At 59.9% G+C, this 23597-nt stretch carries 25 protein-coding genes and 1 tRNA gene; 13 read left to right on the top strand and 13 right to left on the bottom strand.

Annotation, left to right across the window (positions count from 1 at the left end; translation table 11 throughout):
• Positions 1 to 34: 34 nt before the first annotated feature.
• From Q1A51_RS14520 to Q1A51_RS14500, 5 genes are all read left to right on the top strand, one after another.
• Positions 35 to 1255, top strand: coding sequence for an NAD-dependent epimerase/dehydratase family protein (locus tag Q1A51_RS14520; RefSeq protein ID WP_299600043.1), 1221 nt, complete (start codon positions 35 to 37; stop codon positions 1253 to 1255).
• A gap of 83 nt (positions 1256 to 1338) precedes the next feature.
• The gene (locus Q1A51_RS14515) at positions 1339 to 2889 is read left to right on the top strand and encodes a hypothetical protein (protein WP_299600042.1); all 1551 of its coding nucleotides are present in this window, start codon (positions 1339 to 1341) and stop codon (positions 2887 to 2889) included.
• The gene (locus Q1A51_RS14510) at positions 2886 to 4721 is read left to right on the top strand and encodes a glycosyltransferase (protein ID WP_299600041.1); all 1836 of its coding nucleotides are present in this window, start codon (positions 2886 to 2888) and stop codon (positions 4719 to 4721) included. The genes Q1A51_RS14515 and Q1A51_RS14510 overlap by 4 nt, the downstream gene beginning before the upstream one ends.
• Positions 4722 to 4780: 59 nt before the next feature.
• On the top strand, positions 4781 to 6364 hold the full coding sequence (locus Q1A51_RS14505) for a calcium-binding protein (RefSeq protein WP_299600040.1): 1584 nt from the start codon (positions 4781 to 4783) through the stop codon (positions 6362 to 6364).
• A gap of 56 nt (positions 6365 to 6420) precedes the next feature.
• The gene (locus Q1A51_RS14500; protein WP_299600039.1) at positions 6421 to 7464 is read left to right on the top strand and encodes a hypothetical protein; all 1044 of its coding nucleotides are present in this window, start codon (positions 6421 to 6423) and stop codon (positions 7462 to 7464) included.
• Positions 7465 to 7710: 246 nt separating this feature from the next.
• Here the strand turns inward: Q1A51_RS14500 and Q1A51_RS14495 are convergent.
• From Q1A51_RS14495 to Q1A51_RS14455, 9 genes are all read right to left on the bottom strand, one after another.
• Positions 7711 to 7787 (bottom strand) — tRNA-Pro (locus Q1A51_RS14495).
• A 15-nt stretch (positions 7788 to 7802) separates the two neighbouring features.
• Positions 7803 to 8786, bottom strand: a complete 984-nt coding sequence (locus tag Q1A51_RS14490; protein WP_299207913.1) for a DMT family transporter — start codon at positions 8784 to 8786, stop codon at positions 7803 to 7805.
• 82 nt (positions 8787 to 8868) lie between these two features.
• A complete protein-coding gene (locus tag Q1A51_RS14485) occupies positions 8869 to 9231 on the bottom strand; it encodes a hypothetical protein (RefSeq protein WP_299207911.1) in 363 nt (120 codons plus the stop codon).
• A gap of 121 nt (positions 9232 to 9352) precedes the next feature.
• A complete protein-coding gene (gene leuB / locus Q1A51_RS14480) occupies positions 9353 to 10456 on the bottom strand; it encodes a 3-isopropylmalate dehydrogenase (protein WP_299600038.1) in 1104 nt (367 codons plus the stop codon).
• A gap of 33 nt (positions 10457 to 10489) precedes the next feature.
• Entirely contained in the window at positions 10490 to 11491 is a 1002-nt protein-coding gene (locus tag Q1A51_RS14475; protein ID WP_299601117.1) for an endonuclease/exonuclease/phosphatase family protein, read from the bottom strand.
• A 32-nt stretch (positions 11492 to 11523) separates the two neighbouring features.
• Positions 11524 to 12360: a hypothetical protein gene (locus tag Q1A51_RS14470; RefSeq protein WP_299207908.1), complete on the bottom strand. Its 837-nt coding sequence runs from the start codon at positions 12358 to 12360 to the stop codon at positions 11524 to 11526.
• Positions 12361 to 12667: 307 nt separating this feature from the next.
• Positions 12668 to 13273 (bottom strand): 3-isopropylmalate dehydratase small subunit, encoded by a 606-nt coding sequence (gene leuD / locus Q1A51_RS14465; RefSeq protein WP_299600037.1) that lies wholly within the window; start codon positions 13271 to 13273, stop codon positions 12668 to 12670.
• Positions 13273 to 14679, bottom strand: coding sequence for a 3-isopropylmalate dehydratase large subunit (gene leuC / locus Q1A51_RS14460; protein ID WP_299600036.1), 1407 nt, complete (start codon positions 14677 to 14679; stop codon positions 13273 to 13275). The genes leuD and leuC overlap by 1 nt, the downstream gene beginning before the upstream one ends.
• A 56-nt stretch (positions 14680 to 14735) precedes the next feature.
• A complete protein-coding gene (locus tag Q1A51_RS14455; RefSeq protein WP_189370022.1) occupies positions 14736 to 14846 on the bottom strand; it encodes an isopropylmalate isomerase in 111 nt (36 codons plus the stop codon).
• A gap of 203 nt (positions 14847 to 15049) precedes the next feature.
• Here Q1A51_RS14455 and Q1A51_RS14450 point away from each other — a divergent pair, with 203 nt between their 5' ends.
• A complete protein-coding gene (locus tag Q1A51_RS14450) occupies positions 15050 to 16327 on the top strand; it encodes a mechanosensitive ion channel domain-containing protein (RefSeq protein ID WP_299601115.1) in 1278 nt (425 codons plus the stop codon).
• A complete protein-coding gene (locus tag Q1A51_RS14445) occupies positions 16324 to 16989 on the top strand; it encodes an MBL fold metallo-hydrolase (protein WP_299600035.1) in 666 nt (221 codons plus the stop codon). Before Q1A51_RS14450 ends, Q1A51_RS14445 begins: the two co-directional genes overlap by 4 nt.
• A gap of 36 nt (positions 16990 to 17025) precedes the next feature.
• Here Q1A51_RS14445 and Q1A51_RS14440 read toward each other — a convergent pair whose 3' ends face one another.
• Together Q1A51_RS14440 and Q1A51_RS14435 are read right to left on the bottom strand one after the other, a co-directional pair.
• Complete coding sequence (locus Q1A51_RS14440; protein WP_299552460.1) at positions 17026 to 17244, bottom strand: helix-turn-helix transcriptional regulator; 219 nt, start codon at positions 17242 to 17244, stop codon at positions 17026 to 17028.
• Positions 17241 to 17774: a hypothetical protein gene (locus tag Q1A51_RS14435; RefSeq protein ID WP_299600034.1), complete on the bottom strand. Its 534-nt coding sequence runs from the start codon at positions 17772 to 17774 to the stop codon at positions 17241 to 17243. The genes Q1A51_RS14440 and Q1A51_RS14435 overlap by 4 nt, the downstream gene beginning before the upstream one ends.
• A 69-nt stretch (positions 17775 to 17843) precedes the next feature.
• On the opposite strand from Q1A51_RS14435, the gene Q1A51_RS14430 reads away from it, so the two are divergent.
• The 3 genes from Q1A51_RS14430 (at position 17844) to rlmH (ending at position 19353) form a co-directional block, all read left to right on the top strand.
• Positions 17844 to 18359: a hypothetical protein gene (locus Q1A51_RS14430; protein WP_299600033.1), complete on the top strand. Its 516-nt coding sequence runs from the start codon at positions 17844 to 17846 to the stop codon at positions 18357 to 18359.
• A gap of 146 nt (positions 18360 to 18505) precedes the next feature.
• Entirely contained in the window at positions 18506 to 18865 is a 360-nt protein-coding gene (gene rsfS / locus Q1A51_RS14425) for a ribosome silencing factor (RefSeq protein ID WP_189370028.1), read from the top strand.
• 17 nt (positions 18866 to 18882) lie between these two features.
• Complete coding sequence (gene rlmH, locus Q1A51_RS14420) at positions 18883 to 19353, top strand: 23S rRNA (pseudouridine(1915)-N(3))-methyltransferase RlmH (RefSeq protein ID WP_299600032.1); 471 nt, start codon at positions 18883 to 18885, stop codon at positions 19351 to 19353.
• 90 nt (positions 19354 to 19443) lie between these two features.
• Here the strand turns inward: rlmH and Q1A51_RS14415 are convergent, their stop codons facing one another.
• Positions 19444 to 19800: a hypothetical protein gene (locus tag Q1A51_RS14415; RefSeq protein WP_299600031.1), complete on the bottom strand. Its 357-nt coding sequence runs from the start codon at positions 19798 to 19800 to the stop codon at positions 19444 to 19446.
• A 36-nt stretch (positions 19801 to 19836) separates the two neighbouring features.
• Positions 19837 to 20535, bottom strand: a complete 699-nt coding sequence (locus Q1A51_RS14410) for a DUF599 domain-containing protein (RefSeq protein ID WP_299207888.1) — start codon at positions 20533 to 20535, stop codon at positions 19837 to 19839.
• A gap of 84 nt (positions 20536 to 20619) precedes the next feature.
• Here Q1A51_RS14410 and Q1A51_RS14405 point away from each other — a divergent pair, with 84 nt between their 5' ends.
• Genes Q1A51_RS14405 through Q1A51_RS14395 form a run of 3 tightly spaced genes read left to right on the top strand, consistent with a single transcriptional unit; the run spans position 20620 to position 23596 of the window.
• The gene (locus Q1A51_RS14405; RefSeq protein ID WP_299600030.1) at positions 20620 to 22068 is read left to right on the top strand and encodes an FAD-linked oxidase C-terminal domain-containing protein; all 1449 of its coding nucleotides are present in this window, start codon (positions 20620 to 20622) and stop codon (positions 22066 to 22068) included.
• A 59-nt stretch (positions 22069 to 22127) separates the two neighbouring features.
• Positions 22128 to 23243, top strand: a complete 1116-nt coding sequence (glcE, locus tag Q1A51_RS14400) for a glycolate oxidase subunit GlcE (RefSeq protein ID WP_299600029.1) — start codon at positions 22128 to 22130, stop codon at positions 23241 to 23243.
• Positions 23243 to 23596 (top strand): hypothetical protein, encoded by a 354-nt coding sequence (locus Q1A51_RS14395; RefSeq protein WP_299671392.1) that lies wholly within the window; start codon positions 23243 to 23245, stop codon positions 23594 to 23596. Before glcE ends, Q1A51_RS14395 begins: the two co-directional genes overlap by 1 nt.
• Position 23597 lies beyond the last annotated feature (1 nt).

Here is a 23597-nt window from a genome sequence, read left to right as displayed (position 1 = left end):
CCGCTTGGAGGGGCCCATCTGAGGGAACAAAGACATGGAATATTCAAAAGACATTATTGTGGTTGGTGGCGACGGTTTTTGTGGTTGGCCCACGGCACTGCACCTGTCGGCACAGGGGCACAACATCACCATCGTCGACAACCTATCGCGCCGTGACATCGACGCGCAGATGGGGGCGGACAGCTTGACCCCCATCGCATCCATGGACGATCGCATTGCCGCCTGGAAAGAGCATACCGGTCGGACCATCCGCTTTGAAAACATCGATGTGGCCCGCGACTTTGACGCAGTGACCGCGTTGTTGGCAGCCAGCAAGCCCGACACGATCATCCATTTCGGCGAACAGCGCGCCGCCCCCTATTCGATGAAAGGCGCGAGCGAAAAGCGTTACACGGTCGACAATAACATCTCCGGCACACACAACCTGCTTGCAGCGTCGGTTGAGCTGGGCCTGGACCCACACTTTGTCCATCTGGGGACCATGGGGGTCTACGGCTATGACGATGACGGGTTGGAAATTCCCGAAGGCTACCTGCCTGTCTATGTCCCCGGCGATGACAAGCAGATCATGAAGCGGGACATTCTGTACCCCACAAATCCGGGCAGCGTGTACCACATGACCAAGTCCATGGATCAGCTGCTGTTCCAGTTCTATGCCAAGAATGACCGGCTGCGCATCACGGACCTGCATCAGGGTATTGTTTGGGGAACCCAGACGGAAGAGACCCGCCTTGATGAACGTCTGATCAACCGTTTCGATTATGACGGCGACTATGGCACCGTCCTGAACCGGTTTCTGATGCAGGCGGTGGTTGGTCACCCCCTGACGGTGCATGGCACCGGCGGTCAAACCCGCGCGTTCATCCATATTCAGGATACGGTGAAATGCCTTGCCTTGGCCGTTAACAATCCACCCGCCAAGGACGGCAAAGTCGCAATCCTGAACCAGATGACCGAAACCCACACAGTGCGGTCGCTGGCAAAACTGGTGGCAGACGCATCAGGCGCATCCATTGCCTATGTGGACAATCCCCGCAACGAGGCGGCCGAAAATGACCTGCGCGTCTCGAACAAGACCTTTCTCTCTCTGGGTCTGCAACCGGTCACGCTGGCACAGGGCCTAATCGACGAAACGCAGCAGATCGCGGCCAAATACGCCGACCGCTGCATTCGCCGGATGATCCCCTGTGTGTCGACGTGGACCGACAATCAGCGCCCGGGCGTCGTCCCTCCGAAAGCACGCAAAGCGGCCTGATCAACCCTCTCTCACGCTGCGCCTGCTTGGAGGTGGGCCCCGCGTGAGAGAGATATCTCAATTTCAACCAAACGGTGACAGCCATGCGCATGATCGGCATTGGGCTTATGGGTTTTTTGTTGGCAGGCGTTGCCCTCCTGCTTTCAACCATGAACATTCTGGAACAAGGTCAACACATGGTCCGGCAGATCGTAGCCGGACCGCAGCTGGTGTTCGAACACCGCCTGGCGGCATCGGCCCCGGGCAACGACACGGCTGAAATCCTTCGATCCAACCCGGATGACCCCGTGATCCTGGCTGGTTTTCCCGCCTATCAAAGCGTCGCGTTCACCTTCCCCAAAGATGCACGCCCGACGTCCGGATACCTCCAAATCAATGCGACAACTCAGGTTCTGGCCGGGGTGGAAGGGGTGCTGCGCATCTCGATCCACAATACCCGCCGGGGCGAACTGTTGCTGCGTCCGGGCGAGGCGGGACGGTCCCTGCAAATTCCGTTGTCACTGTCGGATTTTGCGGGTGACCAGCTGGTCGTCTCTTTCTCACTGCAAGGCACTGACACCCAACAGCAGTGCGGACCAGAAGACGGTATCGCCGCCATCGTCGAGATCGAGACGACCAGCGCTCTTCACCTCACATTGAATGAACCACTTGTCAGCGCCCGAGACCGCGTCCACGCGTGGGGCGATGTGGTGCGGGTGTCGTGGCCTGCGTGGCTTCAACGGGACGAACAGTTGCGCCGTCTGTTGCTGGGCGTGGATGCAAAGCGGCATGGTTTGCGCACCTTTTTTCTGGTGGCAGGCGAAGAGGACGCACTGACCACAGTTGCCCTGCGCGAGGTGTTGGCGACTGTTTCCGGCGCTTCTGCACCCACCGTGGACGATCCCCAAGCCTTGGCGCAGAGCGGTGTGAATGCCGGTGTGCGCAGGTTTCATCACGCCACGGCTTGGCGCGCGCGCTACTCGCTTGAAGACGGCGGCAAGCAGCGCATCCCGGCTTACCTGGATGTACGACTGGCTCTTGGCGATCTTTTCGGCGATCACCTGTGGTCACTTACGGTGACACTGAACAATCGCTTGCTTCTGCAGGACAGCTTCAAGTCAAAGCAAAGGGAATACGAGGCCCGCATCGATCTGCCAGCGGACTGGCAAGGTGCGCACAACCAGATTGAGATCGTCGCCACCACTAACGCCGAGCGGAACGGTGTGTGCGATCAAGGTCCCGAGTTGGTGGCAGAGATGCTGCCGGAAACGCAATTGGTGCCAGGCGAAGATGTTTACGCAGGACCGATTGATGACCTGCGCGCAGTTCTTGGAGCACTGGATCCGATCTATGTTTCCTTGACGGCGTCGCTGACTGCAATGCAAGCAGAACAGATTGCCGGTTGGTTGGCGCAGATCGCGCCGCCATCCGCCACTCTAAAACCCGCGCAGCAGACGGCGCATATTGTCATTGTGAACCCGGGTGACATGCACCCATCCTTGCCAGAGAGCGGATCAGTATGGGTTCTGATCCAAGGCGCTGACACTGGCACCGTCGATCTGCGCCCTTTGCAACCGGGCCAAGGTTTGCCCGCAACACGCGCCTTTTTGCTGATCGCCCCGGCCGGCATTGAAATTGGCGGGGTGGCGTCATGACCACCGCCGACGACAAGCGCGAACAGATCAATTACATCTCGGTCGACAGTGCGCCGAAGCGGTTCGCTGGCCCTGTTTCCGTGTGGCAGGCGCCACGCATGTTGGCCGTTTTCACCGTGTTGGCTGCCGTTCAGCTTTGGCTGATCAACACCGACACGGTTGCCCAGATCTTTCCAAACCATGACTACGTCTTTTCCCAGCATACCGGTCGCCATGCCATCGCGATCCGCATCTTTCTGATTTCGTTCTTCGCAGCATTTGCCGCTTTCAGTTCTGGCGGTGCACGTGGCCGTATACTCTTCGGGTTAGACATGACGCTGACCTTTCTGGCTGGCTGTGCTGTGTTCGATTTGGCCAATGCGACCGCGCACCATCTGATCGGCTCGTCTTTGTCGCTGCATTTCAGCGCGATCACGTCAGGTTTGTTCGGCTTTGCCGTCTATTCCTTCAAGCTGCTGGAGCGCGGGTTCATGCCGGCCCGCATCCGGATCGAACATATACCCGTCAGCCAACTCCGGGCATTTCTCCGTCTTGGCGTGACCATCGTGATCGCGGCTGGCGTCGCCATCTGGGTGGGCGGGATGGACCTTTACCTTGTGCAATTGATGCGCGACTGGACCCTGTTGGGCGGGATCGGCCCGGGCGTTTTCCTGTTCCTGCCTGTGCTGTTCGGGCAGCTTTATCTGCTGGCAATCTACGACGTGCTGACGGCCAACACGCCAGAGTTCAAGCCGCCCGTGTCGGTCATCGTGCCTGCACACAACGAAAGCTACATCATCCGTGACACGATCAACGCCATGGATCGCGCGGCTGCCCACTACGGTGGTGACGTTCACATCCTGATCATGAACAACAACTCTACCGACGATACCGAAGAGATTGCCCGTGAAACGCTGGCAGCCTGCAAGGCGGCCAAGGGACGCGTGATCAACGTGCCCAAACCTGGAAAGTCTAATGCGCTCAATGCAGGGCTTGATGCATGCGAAACCGAGTTTCTGGTGCGCGTCGATGCAGACACACTGGTGGGCGAAGACAATTTCACCCGCGCCATGCCGTATTTCACGGATCCAAGCGTCGGTGTCGTGGGGGGTGTACCCGTGCCCCCGGGCGGCGCCCTTTTTGATCGGGCCCGCTTGCTCGAAGTGCTGGTCAAACATGGCTTCTATTCCGTGGCAATGGGTGCTGTGAACGGCGTCGTCGGCATCCCTGGCATGTTCGTGGTCTACCGCACGCATCATCCCCGGTACCTTGGTGGTTTCGTCGAAGGAATGAACGGCGAAGACACCGATATCTCGCTGCGCATTGGCGAATTGGGCTTTCACTCGGTGGTGGACCCCAAACTGCGCTACGTGTCCGAGGTCCCGTCGTCCTACAGCCACATGCGTGAACAACGGATGCGGTGGTTTCGGTCGATTTACCACATCTCATCGCGATGCCGGGACCTGATCTACGGCGGCGGCAAAACACTGCGCGGCAAGGTCATACTGCCTTACATGCTGATCAATTCAGCCCGGCGGGCCATGCTGGTGCCGTTGATCATATTTGGCAGCCTCGAATGGGGCTTGGGCTTCAACGCCAATAGTCCAATCGTTTGGCAATCCATCGTGGCCGTTACTACGGGTGCTCCAGCGATCATGGCCATTTTGGCCTCGTTCCTGAACGGCGTTCCAAAGGGCGTCTTCGCCTTGCCAGAGTATCTGATTTTCCGCGTTCTACGCGCCTATTTCACTCTCGAGTCGATGCTCAGCATCCTGATCGATGTCCGCGCCGAAGACCTCGAACGTGTCATCCGTCTCGACATCGTACCGGACAAACCCATTCGCGTGGCCTGACGGCCCCATCAAGTGCGCGTGCAAGCGCACGCCCAACCCAGAAATGAGGAATAAAGACTATGACACGACACATCTACGGCACACCTGAGGCGGATATGATCAATGGCGGCGCAGGGCCGGACCGGATCCATGGCAAAGCCGCTGACGATATCATCACATCAGGCAACAGCGCCGACCAGGTCTATGCCCAAGCGGGCGAAGATGTGGTCGATGCCGGGGCGGGCAACGACACAGTACGCGGCGGCGCGGGTGACGACACAGTCAACGGCTCCACGGGCAGCGATCGGTTATTCGGTGGCCCGGGACATGACGTTCTGATCGGTGGTGAAACCAGTGGTACAGGCGGCGGTGCAGGCGGTGGGATCGACGACCGCCTTTGGGGTGGCTTGGGCAATGACCACATGGACGGCGGGTCGGGTAACGATCGGCTCTATGGTGGTGCGGGTGCCGACACGATGACGGGCGGTGCCGGCCTCGACCGATTGTATGGAGGCGCCGAAAACGACCTGATGCATGGTGGCGATGCCAATGATCGTCTGATCGGCGCCGAGGGCGATGACACATTGCAGGGTGGCGAAGGCTTTGACCGGCTCTATGGCGGAACAGGGGCTGACGTACTTTTGTCGGGCACTGGATCAGACGGCCTTTTTGGCGGCGCGGGTGACGATGCCTTGGACGGCGGCGCGGGTGACGACAGGCTGCACGGGGCAGAGGGTGCCGATATCCTCTCGGGTGGTGTCGGTCACGACATGCTTTTTGGCGGCTCTGGCAGCGACGATATTGATGGCGGCAACGGAGCAGATCAAATCTGGGCCGGCGATGGTGATGACACCGTCATTGGGGGCGATGGTGATGACCGCTTGGGCGGCGCATCTGGAAACGACCAGCTCTTTGGCGGAAATGGGTCTGACACGCTGTACGGCCGCGCCGATGATGACCTTTTGTCGGGTGGCGCAGGCAATGACACCTTGCGTGGTGGTCAGGGTGCAGACGCCCTGTTTGGCGATGGTGGCGCGGATGAATTGCACGGAGGCGCAGGTTCGGACGAACTGTCCGGCGGCGCTGGCAACGACCTGCTGCAGGGGCAGCAGGGCAACGACATTCTGAACGGTGGCGCTGGCATGGACACGCTTGGCGGCGGAAACGGCGCAGACACCCTCGACGGGGGCGCTGGCGGCGATGTTATGAACGGTGGGGCAGGTACCGATCTTCTGCTTGGAGGCGCAGGTCAGGACATTTTGGAAGGGTCCTGGGGCAATGACACGCTGGACGGTGGCACGGGGGGTGACACCCTGGATGGAGGCACTGGAAACGATATTCTTTTCGGAGGCAGTGGTCGCAACACGCTCACCGGTGGTCAGGGCAGCGACGTTTTTGTGTTCCACGCAACCAACAGCTTTTTTCGTGACGAGATCACCGACATCAACATCTATGGCGGCAACGCGGACGTGATCGATCTGACTGACTTCAGCTTTGGCACGGCTGTTTTTGACATCGAGACTTGGGCTGCAGAGCATATCGAGCAGCACGAAAACGGAGATCTGCTGATCTCTCTGACGGGTGCGCAAAGCATCCTGGTCCGCGATCACGCTGACATCGGAGACGCCTTCGTTGATGGCGTGGTTGACCTGCTGATTTTTTGATCGATCCCAGGCGGCGTTCGAACAGGGCGCCGCCGCACACGGAAAAGGAATGTCATATGCCCTCTGTTCTTGGATCCCTTATTTTGGTGCTGATGCTGTCGTCGGCTGTCCAATCTGACATCAGCCGTTCGGAGTTCGACGCGATCCAGTCGCAGGAGACGCATGATCCGGAAGCCGCCTTTGACGCAATGTTGGTGTTGGCGCACTCGGGACACATCCCGGCGGCCAATCGGGTTGGCTACTACTATCGACATGGCCTGGGGACGCACAAAGATCTGACGGCCGCACGGCGGTGGTATCAACACGCAACTGCAAGCGGACATCGTTGGGCTTTTGCGTCGCTGGCGCGGGTAGAATTGGCACTGGGTCATGCAGACGCTGCATTGCACCTTTTGCAACAGGCAGCGCGCGATCAGCACCCGGGCACAGCACGACTGCTGGGTACCGCGCATATCGATCGGGCATTTGGTGCGGCATCAGATCCTGCCTTGGGCCAGCATATGCTGCGTGTGTTGGCGCGTGATGGTGATGCAAACGCTGCCCGCGATCTCTTGTTAAGATACAACTGGAACCGCATCCGCGGACAAGCCCCGGATCACATTGTAAAACGCGTCGTGCAAATTGGTCTTGAGGGGGATGCACGGTTTGCGGAAGCGGCACTTGTCTATTTGACCCGTGAGCGAGACAAAAGGAGCCAGATCACCCGGCAACGCGAAGCCTTGATAAGCGTACCCGGCATCCAGCGGCGCACGTTGTTGATGGAACGGGTTCGGCTGGCTGCTGACCTGAACCCGGGTCGGTTCTGGATCGAGACCGAAAAGGTACTGCAAGACACCGAAACCGAACACTATGCGCGCGTCGCAGGTACGGCGTTTTGGATCAACAAGAACGCTTGGGTTCGTGTACTTCAGAAGGAGCTGCGCGGCCTTGGGTACTATTCGGGTCGTATCACCGCAGAGATGACCGCACGGACCATAAGAGCGCAGAACCAATTCTGCAAAGACAGAGGCATATGGGAACTCTGCGCATCAGGCCCGTTGCGCGGACAAACTGTGCGGGCCGTCGCAGATGCCATCGCCATGGCGCGTGATCGCGGATAGCGGCGGGTCTGGGGTTGTTGTGAACGAGGACTGTCGATTGAAACTCCGTTCAGAAAGGTTGCGACAGAAACACTCGATATGTACTGTCCGCCCGCTGTCTCTTGAGTATCTTGAGAGTATCAGGGCGCGCCGTCTGGAATTGGTGTTTTCGCCTCACTAAGGATACTTTCCTCACGTGCATTCCGGAACTGTAGCATACTTGGTGATTTGAAGGTTAACGTTGTCTGGCGCTCAACGTTTTCCAATTGGTCGGAGTGAGAGGATTCGAACCTCCGGCCCCTGCCTCCCGAAGACAGTGCTCTACCAGGCTGAGCTACACTCCGACTGTGCCGGGCGAATTACTCCCCGTCCGGTGTTTTGGCAAGAGGCTTGTCGCGGAAGCGACCGCTGGTCATGAGGCTGCTCACCCGAAATGCGCCCGGTGTACCGATACGGCTGCGGGTGCGCAGAACTGGCTTGTTTTCCGAATTGCCGGACCGGCTTTCGCGGAACACGATGAACAGGCCCGACGCGATGATGATTGCGGCACCGACCCCGGTGTAGCTGTCTGGCACCTCGTTGAAAAAGACGAGGCCATAAACGGTTGCCCACAGGATTTGTGAATACTGCATGGGCGCCACGATTGCGGCTTCTCCGGTCTGGTATGCGGCAATGATGAAGCGACCGGCGATCCAGGCCATGACCGAGATGACGGCCAGCATGCCCAGGTGCTCGATCGGCATCGGTTCGTAGACAAAGGCAAGCGCCGCGCCCATCACAAGAACGTTGCCGACCATCGGATACAACAGCAAGACAACCGTGCGTTCCTCGGCGCCAATCTTGCGCACGACGATGGACGCAAAAGCACCGGCAAAGGCAGCGATTATCGCAGCCGCATGGCCGAGTGTCAGGTCTGTCGTGCCAGGGCGCAGCACCACCATCACACCGGCCAGTCCCACGATGACAGCAAGCCAACGGGGAAGACGCACTTTTTCGCCCAGAATGGGGATCGACAGAACCGTGATAAGCAGCGGTGTGGCAAACAAGATGGCATAGGTTTGTGTCAGCGGCAGGTTTGCAAAAGCATAAAATGCCGACACACCGGTGATGACCGCCCCTGCAGTGCGCAGCGCCATCCACCATGGATGCACCGGCACCAATGTGCCGGGCTTGGCGTCGCGCATCAGCATGATCGTCGCCAGCGGAAAGCTGAGCAGAACGCTGAAGAACACGATTTGGATCGGGGAATAGGTCGCCCCCAACGTCTTGATAAAGACGTCATGGGTCGAAAATATTCCAAAGGCGATGAGGGCGAGCAATGCGCCCTTGGCGTTCGAGGACATGGCGATTTTTTTGATAACTATGCTTTTGTTCCATTAACGCCGCGGGCCGGGCGATGTCCACCAGCCCGCAGGGCCATGAGCCTTAAAGCGCCAGCGCGCCGCGGCCAAAGATGAACTGCCACTGGCTGCCATCGGTCATTGTGACGAAACCGGACCCTGAGGTCGGAGACTGGAAATACGCGGTGCCCACGCCGCGCAGCCCGTTGTTGCACACAACAGGGAAGCTCACTGTGCTGATATCTGCAAATTTGTCGTAGGTGCCGGTGCAGACTGCGTTGCCATTGGTGGCCTGAAAGCTGCCGCCATGAAGGAACGTATCGGTGGCTGATCCGCGAAAGGTCATTCCGTTGTCGCCAATCACGGTGACCGGGTATGCGACGTCGCAAGCGGCGAGGCCGCCAAGTACAAGACCGCACAATGCGGCACGCAGGGAAAACAGGAACATGGAAAATCCTTTGGTCCGTTACTCAACGGATCACGAGGTGGTGATCGCGTCGTGTTGTCCCAAGTCAGGAATTCCTGCCCTGACGCGGCGCGCGAAATATGCTTCGCGCGCCTGCGCGGGATTACAGGCTGGCGTCAAGGGCCGCGAGGATCGCGTCGCCCATCTCGGCAGTGGATAGCGGCGTGCCGCCTTCCGGTCCCATCAGGTCGCCCGTGCGGGCACCGTCTGCCAGCACCTTCTCGATGGCGGCTTCCAGGCGTGCAGCCTCGTCGCCCTGGTCAAAGGAATAGCGCAGCGCCATGGCAAAGCTGAGCATGCAGGCGATTGGGTTCGCTTTGCCCTGACCCGCGATGTCAGGGGCCGATCCGTGGACCGGTTCGTACATCGCCTTTGGACGGCCATTGGCCATCGGCGCGCCCAGCGACGCGGAGGGCAGCATACCCAGTGAGCCTGTCAGCATGGCGGCACAGTCGGACAGGATGTCGCCGAACAGGTTGTCGGTCACGATCACATCGAACTGTTTGGGCGCACGCACCAGCTGCATCGCGCCGTTGTCCGCATACATGTGGCTCAGCTCGACCTCGGGGTATTCCTCGCCGACCTTGGTCACAACCTCGCGCCAGAGGATGCCGCTTTCCATCACGTTGGCCTTCTCCATCGAGCAGACCTTCTTGTTCCGGCGCATGGCAAGCTCAAAGGCCGAGCGGGCAGCGCGTTCGATCTCGCTTTCGGTATAGCGCTGCGTGTTGATGCCCACGCGTTCGTTGCCTTCTTCGAAGATGCCGCGGGGTTCGCCAAAGTAAACGCCCGAGGTCAGCTCGCGCACGATCATGATATCAAGACCGGCAACGATATCCTTTTTCAGGGACGAGAAGTCGGCCAAAGCGTCAAAGCACTGTGCGGGACGCAGGTTGGCGAACAAGTCCATCTCTTTGCGCAGGCGCAGCAGGCCGCGTTCCGGCTTCACCGAGAAGTCCAGATCGTCGTATTTTGGGCCACCCACGGCGCCCAGCAGAACCGCGTCAACCTCTTGCGCGCGTGCCATCGTATCGTCATGCAGGGGTGTGCCATGTGCGTCGTAAGCTGCACCGCCCACAAGGTCGGTGGAGACGTCAAATGCGAGGTCCCGTTTCGCGCCGTACCAGTCGATGACACGTGTCACCTGGTCCATGACTTCGGGGCCGATGCCGTCGCCGGGCAGGATCAAGATCGACGGATTGGACATGGGCGAAACTCCTTTGATTGCTTGGGGTTTCGCCTACTCACCACCGTCGGCGGGGTCAAGGGTCAGGTCCGCCCAAACCAGCCTGTGACGACTTGCTGTCGCCACGGTGTCGGCCAAAGCGTCATCCGGGGCAGGCCAAAGCACCCCGCTGTCCACAACCCGCCAATGGGTCGAGGGCAACACATAGCTGACGCGCAGGTCTCCCGGTATCGGATCATCCCAATCCACGGTGTCTGTGCCAGCGTGTCCCCGCGGGGACAGATTTATAAGTCGCTGATCTGCAAGAAGGTTCCGGATACCATCGTGCAGCCCGCTGCCGTCATCCGGATCCAGGTTCGCATCACCGGCAACGACGAAAGGGCCGGGTGGGGCCGCGCTGACCCGGCCATCCAATACGTGCTGCCACAGCTTGATCTCATCATGGTTGCGTTTTCCATTGCGGTCTTCGGGACCATCGAAAACCGGCGGGCTGGCATGGAAGGTCATCAAGTGAAATGTACCGGCTGGCGCGTCAATCGGGACAATCCAGTGGCCGGTCGTAGACAGGCGTTGTGCAGCCAGTGCCTGCTCTGACGGAAATGCAGCGCCGTTCACTTCAGGAAGCAGTGCATCGGGCAGGTTCACCCATAGGAGAGATGACAGGTCCTCCACGTCGTTCGCCCTGATCGGAAAGCGCGATAGGATTGCCATGCCACCCTGTCCCGAGAACCGCCCATAGCCTTGCGCATCGCGCGGGCCGCCAAGCCGACCATCGCCATCCATATCCAAACCGGTGGGCATGCCTGTATTCGGGCGCAAAGCGAAATGGTGGGGGTATCCCGCGACCTTGGCCAAGCGGCTCAGCGCTTCACCGGTCAGGTCAAAGTCGATCCCCTGAAGCGCCAGAACATCTGCGTCTGCATGGGCAAGGACAGCCAGTACCGCAGCGATTTGGTCGTCCTCTCCACGCGCAAGATCACGCAGGAAAAGACCGGGACCGTCCCGTTGCAATTCAGTGTTGTAAGTCGCGATGCGAAGCGTGTCCGCCTGCGCCATCGCCCCGAACAGCAGGGCGATGCATTCGGTGATTAGGCCAGAAGCAAATCCGTATCTGCGTTGGCGTAGGCTCGCTTGCGCTGGTCGCGGATCATCTCGGCGATCCGCTGCATCGCGATGCCGCGCATGATCATGCTGGCAGGAAGGAAGGCCCATGCGCTCATCGTCCAGATCAGGGTTTGCGGGTTCTCAAGCGTGATCGGGTTTAGCAGGTCGGCAGCCATCTTGACCACAGCAGGTATTACGAATGGCAGCAGAAATCCGAGCGCGATATTGATCCGTGCATCGCGGTTTAGGCGATACAGTACATCGCCGCCAGCCGTCGGATCGAACAGGGGCAGGTTGACCCACACGTTGAACGACCCGTTGCGCGATGGCCAACCCATGACCCGCACAAGAAACAGAAAGACGGCCATGGCGGTCAGCGAAATGAGGTAGGCAAGGCCGGCCGCTGTGCGGACCGATTGCACGACGCTGTCATGTGCGTCCGGTGGCAGCATCAGTACAACAAGGCGTACTGGGCTGTAGGGAAAGTCGATGCTGTTGCCGATGATTGTGCCGACGGATGTGAGGGCGTTGGTCAGCAAGGTGGGGTCTGTTTTGCCGCGGCAGATCAGGCTGAGCAGGAATACGGTTGCCATGAGCGCGGCAAAGCGCAGACGGTTAAAGGGCGCCGCGTCACGGAACTCAACGATACTCGGGCTTGTCGAGTTGTATTCGACAAATGTCAGGAAAGCGGCAAGAAGTGCAATAAGGATAGTGGCTTGCGAGGAATCCATGGATGCGCCGGGCACAACGAGTGCTGGTATGGCAATCATCAATGATACCAAAAAACCGCGCACAGCGGCGCCTGACAATCGTGCGATCACGTCTCTTTTTCCCTTCAAACTGGCCAGTCCCGATACGTTGCCGCGACTTGTTCCAACTTGATCCCACCGGGTCAGGCGGGTGCCTCATTCTCGACACATTCTTGCCTTGATTGACCCGGGCTCTCAAGCCTTAGGGTTAATGAAACGCAAACCTTTGGTCATTTTGAGGGACGGTGTGGTGCCTTTGTGCATCATTTCTGAGGCGGGATTTTGGCACGCTATACGTGCACCCCAACATGTTGTGTGTGGAGCGCTTGGGTAGCATAGCGGTGCGCAACCGCTATGCCACTTTTTGGTTAACGCAGGCTTAGACCCACGGACGGGCCTGAGCGGCTTGCGCCTCGAAGGTATCGATGCTGCTGACCTTTTCCATTGTCAGGCCGATATCGTCCAGTCCTTCGAGCAGGCAGTGCTTCTTGAATGCGTCCACTTCGAAGTTGAAGGTTTCACCATCTGAAGTGGTCACGGTCTGGTTTTCGAGATCAACCGTCATGCGGGCGTTGGCCCCTTTTTCCGCGTCCTTCATCAGCACGTCAACGGCCTCCTGCGGCAGGGCGATGGGCAGAATGCCGTTCTTGAAGCAGTTGTTGTAGAAAATGTCGGCAAACGAAGTGGAGATCACGCAGCGGATGCCGAAATCCTTGATTGCCCAAGGGGCATGCTCGCGCGAAGACCCGCAACCGAAGTTGTCACCTGCGACGAGGATCTCGGCGCTGCGATAGGCGTCCTGGTTCAGCACGAAATCAGCGATCTCGTTGCCCTGCCGATCAAAACGCATCTCGTCAAAGAGGTTCGCGCCAAGGCCGGACCGCTTGATCGTTTTGAGGAACTGCTTGGGAATGATCATATCGGTGTCGATATTGACCAGCGGCATGGGGGCCGCGATGCCTGTCAGGGTTTCGAACTTTTCCATTACATCATCTCCCGCACGTCGGTGAGTTTGCCAGTGATGGCTGCCGCTGCCGCCATGCCAGGTGACACAAGGTGCGTGCGCCCCTTGTATCCCTGCCGCCCTTCAAAGTTCCGGTTCGACGTCGATACGCAGCGTTCGCCTTCGGCCAGCTGGTCGGGGTTCATTGCCAGACACATCGAGCAACCCGCAAGCCGCCATTCGAAACCGGCGTCCTTGAAGATGTCGGCCAGCCCCTCTTCTTCTGCCTGAAGACGGACAAGGCCCGAGCCTGGCACGACCATGGCGCGCAGACCGTCCTTGATCTTTTTCCCTTTCAGGATCTCGGCTGCGGCGCGCAGGTCTTCGATGCGGCCATTGGTGCACGACCCGATAAAGACGGTGTCGATCTCGATATCCGACAGAGGTGTGCCGGGGGTCAGGCCCATATAGTCGAGCGAGCGCTGGGCTGCGCCGACCTTGCCACCTTCGAAATCATCCGCCGACGGCACGTTGGCCGTGATCGGCAACACGTCTTCGGGCGAGGTGCCCCAGGTCACCACCGGTGCGATGTCTTCGCCTTTGATCGTAACGACTTCGTCCCAATGTGCATCGTCATCGGAATAGAGTGTTTTCCACCACTCGAGCGCGGCTTCGAACTGCGCGCCCTTGGGAGCGTGTGGGCGGCCCTTGACGTATTCAAAGGTCTTTTCATCCGGCGCGATCAGACCTGCACGCGCGCCGCCTTCGATCGCCATGTTGCAGACGGTCATGCGCCCTTCCATCGACAGATCGCGGATCGCTTCGCCGCAATATTCGATGACATAGCCGGTGCCGCCTGCTGTCCCGGTTTTACCGATAACCGACAGGGTGATGTCCTTGGCCGTCACACCGGGGCGCAATTTGCCCGTGATCTCGACCTTCATGTTCTTGGATTTCTTCTGGATCAGCGTTTGTGTCGCCAGCACGTGTTCAACCTCGGACGTCCCGATGCCGTGGGCCAGTGCGCCGAATGCGCCGTGGGTGGCGGTGTGGCTGTCACCACAAACGACGGTCATGCCGGGCAGGGTCCAGCCCTGTTCGGGTCCGACGATGTGCACGATACCCTGACGCACGTCTGATACGGGGTAGTAGTGAATGCCAAAGTCCTTGGCATTCTTGTCGAGGGCGGCAACCTGAATGGCGCTGTCTTCGGTCATGTTCTTGGGGTCTTCGCGACCGGGCGTCGTCGGCACGTTGTGGTCCGGCACGGCAATCGTTTTGTCCGGGGCGCGGACAGGGCGGTTTGCCATGCGCAGCCCTTCAAAGGCTTGCGGGCTGGTCACCTCGTGCACGAGGTGGCGGTCGATATAGAGCAGGCAGGTGCCGTCCTCGGCCTCGTGGGCAACGTGGGCATCCCATATTTTGTCATAGAGTGTCTTGGGGGACATGGTTGGTCCTCTCCCTTGGATTGGCTGTATTCGAGATGGATGAGGGATGGGCAGCCTTATAGGCGCGCCAGCACCGTGTGCGTCGCCCCGAAAAAGCGTTCGCGCAGACGTGCGCGGTCATCCATGTCAAAGAGGCGGGTCATATTTGCCAGATAACGGGATTCCATGTGCCGATCAAGCGAGGCGCGATTGATCGTGTGCGTCTGGCATTGCATGCTGCCGATAACGGAGGGCGGGCATGACCACTCACACGGACGGGAGCGGCAATGATATTGCCAACGCGCTGAGTTCCGCGGCCGAGGCTGCGGTGGCCGGACAGTCCACGGATGGGCAAACCCTGACCGAGATTGCATGGTCACTGCTGGTGACGATGTTCAGCTATGCCGAGAGTTTCGCCATGTCGTTGCTGCGCCCTTGGGTGGCGTATCAGTTGGGGATGGCGCTGGCGGTCTTTGTGCTGGCCCATTTGCTGCGTCACTGGCTCGGGCCACCCATCCGCACTTGGATGGGTACGCGCGAAGGCTGGCCCAAGTGGCGCATGCGTGTGCTGGTGGTCGTGCACCAGCGTTTGCGTGCCATGTTCTTTGTCCTTCTTATCTGGATGCTGGTCTGGATCATGCGCGAGGTGACGTGGCCATCGCGATCCTATGTCCTTGGCTTGATCGCAACCCTTGCCACGGCGTGGCTGCTGGTTGTGTTTGCGACCCGCCTTATCCGTTCGATTTTCCTGCGCCGCATGGTGCGCTATGGCGCGTGGATTTACGTAACCCTCTACGTGCTGGGCATCGTGGACGAGGCATCGGAGGTACTGGACGCCGCCGCATTCTCAATTGGCGATATGCGCATCTCGGCCCTGCTGGTGGTGCAGGGCATTGTGGTTGTCGGGTGTCTGTTCGCATTGGCGCGGTTCATCACTGTCACAACTTCTAACCGCGTTCAGGCGAACGAGGATATCTCGCCCTCGATGCGGGTGCTGATCGTCAAGGTCGTGCAGATCGTCTTCTATGCCATCGCCTTCTATGCGGGGGTGCGGGCGCTGGGCATCGACCTGACGGGCCTCGCCGTGCTGTCGGGTGCCATCGGTGTGGGCTTGGGCTTTGGTCTCCAGAAGGTGGTGTCGAACCTTGTGTCTGGGGTCATCATCCTGCTCGACAAATCCATCAAGCCCGGCGATGTGATCAGCCTGGGCGATACGTTTGGATGGATACAGACCCTGGGGGCGCGGTACGCATCGGTCGTGACCCGCGATGGCCGTGAATACCTGATCCCGAACGAGGATCTGATCACGGGCCAGGTGGTTAACTGGTCCCATTCGAACGAGTTTGTGCGCCTCGATATCTATTTCGGCACGTCCTATGGCTGTGATCCTCATCAGGTCCGCAAACTGGCGATTGAGGCGGCCAAGGGGGTGGAGCGGGTGCTGTCTTCGCGTCCGCCCGTGTGCCACATTGTGGGATTTGGCGACAGTTCCGTCGACTACATCCTGCGCTTCTGGATCACGGACCCCACAGGGGGCCTGACCAACATCCGCGGCAACGTGTATCTGGCGCTGTGGGACATTTTCAAAGAGAACAACATCTCTATCCCCTTCCCGCAGCGCGAAGTGCGGCTGTTGGGGCAGGGCAGTGACGAGGACGAAGGGTTATGATTCAGCTTGGGGAAGGGGCGTGGCAAATTCCGGTGATGCCGCGCCAGTCGGTGAATTGCTATCTGTTGGGCGACGTGTTGGTGGATGCCGGGATAAAGCGGTCCGGTCCCAAGCTGCTGCGCGCGCTACGCGGTAAGGCAATGTCGGGTCATGCCCTGACCCATGCCCACCCGGATCATCAGGGGGCCACGGCCGAGGTGTGCCGGGCTTTGAACCTGTCGTTGATGTGTCATCCGGCGGAACGGGAGGCGGCTGAGACGGGGTATGTTCTGGGCTCGTTTCCAAATCCCAAGTCGCTGATGGCGCGGATGCAGCAAAGGTTCTTTGCTGGCGAAGGGCATCCCGTGGCACGGACGTTGATCGAAGGGGACCGGGTTGGCGGATTCGAGGTGATTGAAACGCCGGGGCATACCAAGGGTCACATCTCGTTCTGGCGTGCGTCCGATGGGGTGTTGATCGCAGGTGATGCAGCGGTGGGCATGAACCTGTTCACTACCACACCGCGCCTTGGATTGCCCTTGGGGATCGCAACGTGGGACATGGACGCTGCACGCGCCTCGATCCGTAAGTTGGCGGCGCTGGGGCCGAAGCGGGTGGCGTTCGGGCATGGTCCGGCGGTCAGTGGAGACGTTTTCACAGAGTTTGCAGCGCAACTGGGTTAGACGTTGGTTTGGCCCTGACAGCGAGGCGAAATGCTGTCAGGACGTATCCGGCGTTGTGGCCTCCAACAAGTCGCCCGGCTGACAGTCCAGCGCTTCGCACAGCTTGGCCAGTGTTTCAAAGCGGATGCCTTTGACCTTGCCGGATTTCAGCAGGCTCAGGTTCTGTTCTGTGATTCCGATCCGGGCCGCAAGGTCGCGGCCCTTCACCTTGCGCATGGCCATCATCACGTCGAGGCGGACAATGATTCCGGTCATATGAATTCCCTGTTCTCAGCCATCAGTCGGGCCGCTTCTGACTGAATATATCCAAACATGGTTAACAGCGCTGCGGCCAGCAACAGGAACAGCCCCCCGCCATCGATGGCAATGGACAAGGTGCGTTGACCAGCGGGGTTGTTCCAGGTCAGGGCCAGGATGATCACGGTGTTGCTCACAATCTCGACAATGGCGAGGGCGAGAAGCCCCTGACCAATGCGCAACACACGCCGCGCCGTATCGATTTGGAACGTGTCGCCATTGGCACAGGCGGCCAACCACCCCCGGACGCACCACAGCACCCAGAGCAACAGGGCATAAGACGCAGTTTCAATTGTGCGCCACAGGGTGACTGCCCAGGCGCTGGGCGTTTCTGGGAAGTTCTTGGTGTCAAATTCTTCGCGCAGGTCGGCAACGGACAGCCCCCCGTCAACAATGGCAATGACGGCTGCAACGACCAGCAGCGTAAACAGGCCGATCGTTGCCCATTCGAATTGTCGGGCCCGTCGGGCGATCAAAGTGTCTTGCATCTGTGTTTCCTATATGGCTACTAAAACTTAATGTAAAACAATAAAAAATGATTCGAAAGGACAAATTTCATGAAAGATGTTTTGTTGGCCCTGTCCATTTGTCTCGGTGCCTGTACCTCGATCGTGGCCGGCACGCTGCTGCAACTGCAAGGGCTGGATCCACTGTCTGCCGACCCGGCCGATATCGCGTTGCGGGTTGACCTGCCCGACGGTGTGGCCCTGTTGCCGGGATCCGGCATGCTGGATCTGCGGGCCGCGCGCGGCGATGGGGCTGAAACGTCGGGCAGTTTCCCGGTTGAGATGGCGGGGGACGTATTGCAGGTGGCCCCGGCGGCACATGCGGATCTGCGTGCGCTGCAGGCAGAGATCAGGGCATGGAAGGCCGCTGACCCGGACGGGACCACGGGCAGCCTCAGCGTGGATTTTGAACCCTGCCGGATTGGCGTCGCGTTGCCCGAAACAGGCAAGGTGTCCATTTACATACGGCTTGCCGCGGACGGTCCCTTTCTGCCGCTGGTGAAAGACGCACCCATCGACGAAGCGCTGGAAAGTGTTGCACAAGACCCTCTGAAACCCTGCGCGTGAACGCGTTTCATTGAAATGTAATGCGCGCGTTGTTACGATCTAGGTATCCCAGCGCCGGGGATTTGGACGGCGTGCTGACAAAGGAGGACAATGTCCTGTCATTCTCTGCTGACGCGGTTCAGACCGCTGATGGAGCCGCGGCTGTGATGGCCGCCCCCAAAACGCAAGCCACAAGCGATGGTATCCTTGAGGCTGTGCTGTCTTCCCTCAACGACGACAAAGCCGAAGATGTTGTGCAGATCGATCTGCGCGGCAAGACCGCCATGGGTGACTACATGGTGATCTGCTCGGGTCGGTCGTCGCGCCAGGTGGCGGCGATCTCAGAAAAGCTGGTGGAGCGGCTGAAAGCCAAGTTCGGCATCTCGACTCGGGTCGAGGGCAAGGATACCGGCGACTGGGTTCTGATCGACACGGGCGATGTGATCGTCCACGTGTTCCGGCCCGAGGTGCGCGAGTTCTATCAGCTGGAGAAGATGTGGCAGCCGGGCGCTGCTGCAACCAACTGATCCTGCGCGCTTAGCTTATGCGTGTGCATATCTGTGCGGTGGGCCGCCTGCGAGGCGGTCCAGAGAGCGATTTGGTGTCTGACTATGTCACCCGCTTTGACCGCACGGGCCGGGCCCTTGGCCTTGGTCCTCTGACTCTCACCGAAGTGGAAGACCGTAGGGGCGGTGGCATGGCGGCGGAAGCTGATCTGCTGCGTCGTGCCCTGCCCAAAGGGGCGGTGCTGTGTTGCCTGGATGAGCGGGGCAAGGTTGAGACCTCGCCCGCCTTTGCCAAGCGGTTGAGTGGATGGCGCGACAATGGGCGCGGCGACGTGGCCTTTTTGATTGGTGGCGCGGATGGGATTGATCCAAGCCTGCGGGCCGAGGCGGATCATCTGCTGTCTTTCGGGGCGATGGTCTGGCCGCATATGTTGGTGCGCGTGATGCTGACCGAGCAGCTGTATCGAGCCGCGTCGATCCTGGCTGGATCGCCTTATCATCGGGTGTGATCCAAGGGCCGCTGCGCGACGCGATTCATTTTGCTGACGAGGGGCTCTGCCCCTCGAGCTCCCCGAGGTATTTCCAGCCAGAAGAAGGGCTTAGTCTGTTGGAAGTGTGACGATTGTTGTGCCTTCATTCCAGCCTGCGGGCAGATCGCGCGCCTGCACTTGCACTTCGGTCGTGCCTGTCGGGATCACAACGCCACTAAGGCTGCGGGTGAAGGGCTGTTCGTCGACATGTGGGTGGGCCAGGACGCGCATGCCCAGTTCTTTCCCGTCCATGTCCAGCACGCGCCAGCCATCCGCGTAGTGGTCCCACCCGGTGTCTGGATGGCGGATGGTGACCGAAAAGCGATAGGTGTCGGTGCTGGTTTTGGACACGTCCACGTTCTCGATCACCGGTTCTTCGGCGAAGGCGGGGGCTGCGATTAGCAGCAGAGGGATCAAACGTTTCATGGGCTTAGGCTATGTCCCAGTTGTGTCGTTGTCATGTCACGTGTCCGTGCCCAGCAGAATTGTGCGCGAGTTCGAGGCGAACTCACGGCGCCAGATGACAGCGAGGGTAAAGATGGTTGCCACGATCAATGTCATGGGTCCGGCCAGCCACGCCACACACGCGAGTGCAAAATAGACGGATCGCAGTCCCCGGTTGAAGGACCGTGCCGCGGTGATGTTGATCTCGGCCGCTTGCGTGGCGCGCGGGGCGCATGCCGGATCTGATACATCATTTGGCACGGCGGCCATGACCACGGCGGCATAGCCGAACAGCCGGTTGGCCCAGACGAATTTCAGGAAGGCGTTGGTCAGGAACAGGGCCACCGTCAGCATCTTGGCCTCCCACACGAAGGCGGGACTGTCCATCAGGACCAGTTCGTTTGCTATGCCCGTCAGACGTTCCGCATTGCCGATCAGCGCCAGCGTGCCGCCGATTGCGATGACCGAGGTTGAGGCAAAGAAGGCCGTGCCCTGCCGCAGGCTGGCCACGACTTGGGCATCAAAGATTCGCGGTTCGCGCGTGATCATCTGCTGCATCCATTCGCGTCGGAACCCGGCCATGATCTGCGAGGTCGAGGGGTGCTTCGTTGCGGGGTGTTCGATCCGCCATCCGATGACCAACCAGCCCAGCAACAAGAGGGCAAGGGCGCCGAAATCGAGCGGTGTAAAAAGGGCGATGCGGTCAAGCCATGTCATATGTGCGGTCTTACACCGCAGTGATTCAGATTGCATCCCGGCCAAATTGGTCATATTATTTTACCAATAACTGGAGGACGCCCCATGGAAATGCCTGTTCCTGATTCTGATGTGCTGGCGCGCAAGGCGCGGGTGGTGGAGCGTTTGCGGGATGTGTTGCCCGGCGATGCCGTCATTGATGATCCTTCAGAGACGCGCGCCTATGAGTGTGATGCGCTGACCGCCTATCGCTGCCCGCCCATGGTGGCCGTGCTGCCGTCGACCACGGCGGAAGTGTCGGACGTGCTGCGCATCTGCCATGACGAAGGGGTGCCAGTGGTGCCGCGTGGGTCGGGGACCTCTTTGGCCGGGGGGGCATTGCCCACGGCAGATTGCGTGATCCTTGGCGTCGCACGCATGAATGACGTTCTGGAAACCGACTATGACAACCGCATCATCCGGGTGCAGACGGGGCGGACCAATCTGAGCGTGACCGGTGCGGTCGAAGCAGATGGCTTTTTCTACGCCCCTGACCCGTCCAGCCAGTTGGCCTGTGCCATTGCGGGCAATATCGCGATGAACTCGGGCGGGGCGCATTGTCTGAAATACGGTGTGACCACCAACAACCTGATGGGTGTGACGCTGGTTCAGATGGACGGCACGGTCGTGGAGATTGGCGGCGGGCATCTGGATGCCGGCGGCCTGGACCTGCTGGGCGTGATCTGTGGGTCGGAGGGGCAATTGGGTGTCGTGACCGAAGCGACCCTGCGCATCCTGCATAAGCCTGAAGGCGCGCGGCCCGTCCTGATGGGTTTTGATAGTGCCGAAGTGGCGGGGGCCTGCGTGGCCGACATCATCAAGGCGGGTGTTCTGCCTGTCGCCATTGAGTTCATGGACAAGATGCTAATCGAGGTGTGCGAGGACTTTGCAAAAGCCGATTATCCGATGTGCAGTGCACTCCTGATTGTCGAGGTCGAAGGGTCGGATGCAGAGATTGATGCGCAGCTTGCGCTGATCATGGATATTGCCAAGCGGCACAACCCGGTTGCCTTGCGCGAAAGCGCCTCTGCCGATGAAAGCGCCCGCATCTGGGCGGGTCGCAAGGCGGCGTTCTCGGCCATTGGGCGGATCAGCGATTACATGTGTCTGGATGGCACGATCCCCGTGTCCGAGCTGCCTTATGTCCTGCGCCGCATTGGCGAGATGTCCGACAAATACAATCTGCCGGTGGGCAACGTGTTCCACGCAGGTGATGGTAATATGCATCCACTGATTTGCTATGATGCGAACAAACCCGGTGATCTGGAACTGTGTGAAGAGTTCGGCGCCGAGGTCCTGAAGCTGTGCGTCGAGGTTGGCGGTTGTCTGACCGGTGAGCACGGTGTGGGGATCGAAAAGCGCGATCTGATGACCCATCAATATGCGCCCGCCGATCTGGAGGCGCAGATGGCTGTGAAGGATGTGTTTGACGCTAAGTGGCTGTTAAACCCTGCCAAGGTATTTCCATTGGCGGTGTCCGAACCCCGCCGCGCGACCAAGTTTGCGGCCGAGTAAGGGGGCCAGCCCCCTCGGCCTAACGGCCTCACCCCCGAAGTTTATTGGGCAAGATGAAGATGAGCAAAATGAAGACCGAAGATGAGGTGACCGCTGCCGTTGCCGGAGCCCGAAGGCCGTTGGCCGTGCGTGGTGGTGGAACACGGTCAGTGGGTCGTCCCGTCGTGGGTGAGGTTCTGGACGTATCGGGCCTGTCTGGGGTGACCTTGTATGAGCCGGGCGCGCTAACCCTTGTGGCGCAGGCAGGAACGCCTGTGGCTGAGATTGAGAAGACACTCGCGGCCGAGAACCAGCGCCTCGCCTTTGAACCCTACGATCTGACCGGGATGTTGGGCACGCCCGGTGCCTCGACGATTGGTGGGGTCATCGCAACGAACGCCAGCGGCCCGCGTCGCATTATGGCGGGTGCGGCACGTGATTTTGCCTTGGGGGTGCGGTTCGTCGACGGGGCGGGGCAGGTCATCAAGAATGGCGGGCGGGTGATGAAGAACGTCACCGGCTACGATCTTGTCAAACTGATGTGCGGGTCCTGGGGGACGCTGGGTGTGTTGACCGAAGTGAGCCTTAAAGTGCTGCCCGGGGTCGAGGCGGTGACAACACTCGTTATCAATGGTTTGGATCCGGCCCGTGCGGTCGACGCCATGAGCCGCGCGCTGGCATCGCCCTTCGAGGTGTCTGGCGCGGCGTGGACAGGCGGTCAGGTCTGGTTGCGCCTGGAAGGCTTCGAAAGCTCGGTTGCCTATCGGGCAGGGGAGTTGAAGACCCTTCTGTCCTCTTTTGGCGACATTGTGGAAACGGACGCGGACTGGCGCACCATGCGCGATGCCGCTCCGCTGCACGGGGCAGAGGCGGTTTGGCGCATCTCGGTCAAACCAAGCGATGGCCCGGCGGTGATCGGTGCCTTGCCCGACGGGTGCGATGCCATGATGGATTGGGGTGGCGGTCTGATCTGGGCGGGCCTATCCGGTGGCGACATTGCTGCGGCCCATACTGGGGTGCAGGCGGCCGTGGCCGGGCTGGGTGGTCACGCAACCATGATCAAAGGGCCGGAAGCCGTGCGCACAGCCGTGCCGGTCTTCCAACCCGAAGCACCCGGTGTCGCCGCCCTGTCTGCGTCCTTGCGGCAGCGCTTCGATCCCAAGGGTATCCTCAATCCGGGGCTGATGGCCGCGTGATGCTTATCCTCCTGTTTATCATGGCTTTTGTGATCGGCCCGGCCTTGTTTTTTGCTCTGGATCGCGTGGTTGGCAAGCATTGGCCACTGGCGCTGGTCGCATCGGTCCTCGTGCTGGCCAGCTTCGTTTTACGGAGCGAGGCCAGCCTGGCCTTTTCAACCGACGTCACCCGCACTTTTCTGAGCGTGCTGTTCATCTGGCTGGCCTGGGTGCTGGTCATGGTCCTGGCCGCGCGTGCCGTGCGCCAGGCGCTTCCATCTCTTCGTGCGCGGCGCTTTGTCCGTGTGGCAGGTGCCATGGGCACCACCGTCCCGTGGTTCGGCTTTGCCGCGGCCCAAATGATCGCGAGATAGC

The organism is uncultured Tateyamaria sp. (assembly GCF_947496075.1).
In the GTDB taxonomy this organism is placed as follows: Bacteria; Pseudomonadota; Alphaproteobacteria; order Rhodobacterales; family Rhodobacteraceae; genus Tateyamaria.
This window is presented reverse-complemented; position numbering and strand designations above follow the sequence as displayed.

Bases quoted from the DNA above. Each gene is read 5' to 3' on its own strand.
- Q1A51_RS14445 (WP_299600035.1), top strand. From the start codon at position 16,324: ATGATTCAGCTTGGGGAAGGGGCGTGGCAAATTCCGGTGATGCCGCGC.
- leuB (WP_299600038.1), bottom strand. From the start codon at position 10,456: ATGTCCAATCCGTCGATCTTGATCCTGCCCGGCGACGGCATCGGCCCC.
- Q1A51_RS14515 (WP_299600042.1), top strand. From the start codon at position 1,339: ATGCGCATGATCGGCATTGGGCTTATGGGTTTTTTGTTGGCAGGCGTT.
- glcE (WP_299600029.1), top strand. From the start codon at position 22,128: ATGAGCAAAATGAAGACCGAAGATGAGGTGACCGCTGCCGTTGCCGGA.
- Q1A51_RS14405 (WP_299600030.1), top strand. From the start codon at position 20,620: ATGGAAATGCCTGTTCCTGATTCTGATGTGCTGGCGCGCAAGGCGCGG.
- rlmH (WP_299600032.1), top strand. From the start codon at position 18,883: ATGCGTGTGCATATCTGTGCGGTGGGCCGCCTGCGAGGCGGTCCAGAG.
- Q1A51_RS14435 (WP_299600034.1), bottom strand. From the start codon at position 17,774: ATGCAAGACACTTTGATCGCCCGACGGGCCCGACAATTCGAATGGGCA.
- Q1A51_RS14395 (WP_299671392.1), top strand. From the start codon at position 23,243: ATGCTTATCCTCCTGTTTATCATGGCTTTTGTGATCGGCCCGGCCTTG.
- Q1A51_RS14415 (WP_299600031.1), bottom strand. From the start codon at position 19,800: ATGAAACGTTTGATCCCTCTGCTGCTAATCGCAGCCCCCGCCTTCGCC.
- Q1A51_RS14505 (WP_299600040.1), top strand. From the start codon at position 4,781: ATGACACGACACATCTACGGCACACCTGAGGCGGATATGATCAATGGC.
- Q1A51_RS14510 (WP_299600041.1), top strand. From the start codon at position 2,886: ATGACCACCGCCGACGACAAGCGCGAACAGATCAATTACATCTCGGTC.
- leuC (WP_299600036.1), bottom strand. From the start codon at position 14,679: ATGTCCCCCAAGACACTCTATGACAAAATATGGGATGCCCACGTTGCC.
- Q1A51_RS14520 (WP_299600043.1), top strand. From the start codon at position 35: ATGGAATATTCAAAAGACATTATTGTGGTTGGTGGCGACGGTTTTTGT.
- Q1A51_RS14500 (WP_299600039.1), top strand. From the start codon at position 6,421: ATGCCCTCTGTTCTTGGATCCCTTATTTTGGTGCTGATGCTGTCGTCG.
- Q1A51_RS14450 (WP_299601115.1), top strand. From the start codon at position 15,050: ATGTTCAGCTATGCCGAGAGTTTCGCCATGTCGTTGCTGCGCCCTTGG.
- Q1A51_RS14440 (WP_299552460.1), bottom strand. From the start codon at position 17,244: ATGACCGGAATCATTGTCCGCCTCGACGTGATGATGGCCATGCGCAAG.
- Q1A51_RS14485 (WP_299207911.1), bottom strand. From the start codon at position 9,231: ATGTTCCTGTTTTCCCTGCGTGCCGCATTGTGCGGTCTTGTACTTGGC.
- Q1A51_RS14410 (WP_299207888.1), bottom strand. From the start codon at position 20,535: ATGACATGGCTTGACCGCATCGCCCTTTTTACACCGCTCGATTTCGGC.
- Q1A51_RS14430 (WP_299600033.1), top strand. From the start codon at position 17,844: ATGAAAGATGTTTTGTTGGCCCTGTCCATTTGTCTCGGTGCCTGTACC.
- Q1A51_RS14455 (WP_189370022.1), bottom strand. From the start codon at position 14,846: ATGGAATCCCGTTATCTGGCAAATATGACCCGCCTCTTTGACATGGAT.
- leuD (WP_299600037.1), bottom strand. From the start codon at position 13,273: ATGGAAAAGTTCGAAACCCTGACAGGCATCGCGGCCCCCATGCCGCTG.
- Q1A51_RS14490 (WP_299207913.1), bottom strand. From the start codon at position 8,786: ATGTCCTCGAACGCCAAGGGCGCATTGCTCGCCCTCATCGCCTTTGGA.
- rsfS (WP_189370028.1), top strand. From the start codon at position 18,506: ATGGCCGCCCCCAAAACGCAAGCCACAAGCGATGGTATCCTTGAGGCT.
- Q1A51_RS14475 (WP_299601117.1), bottom strand. From the start codon at position 11,491: ATGGCGCAGGCGGACACGCTTCGCATCGCGACTTACAACACTGAATTG.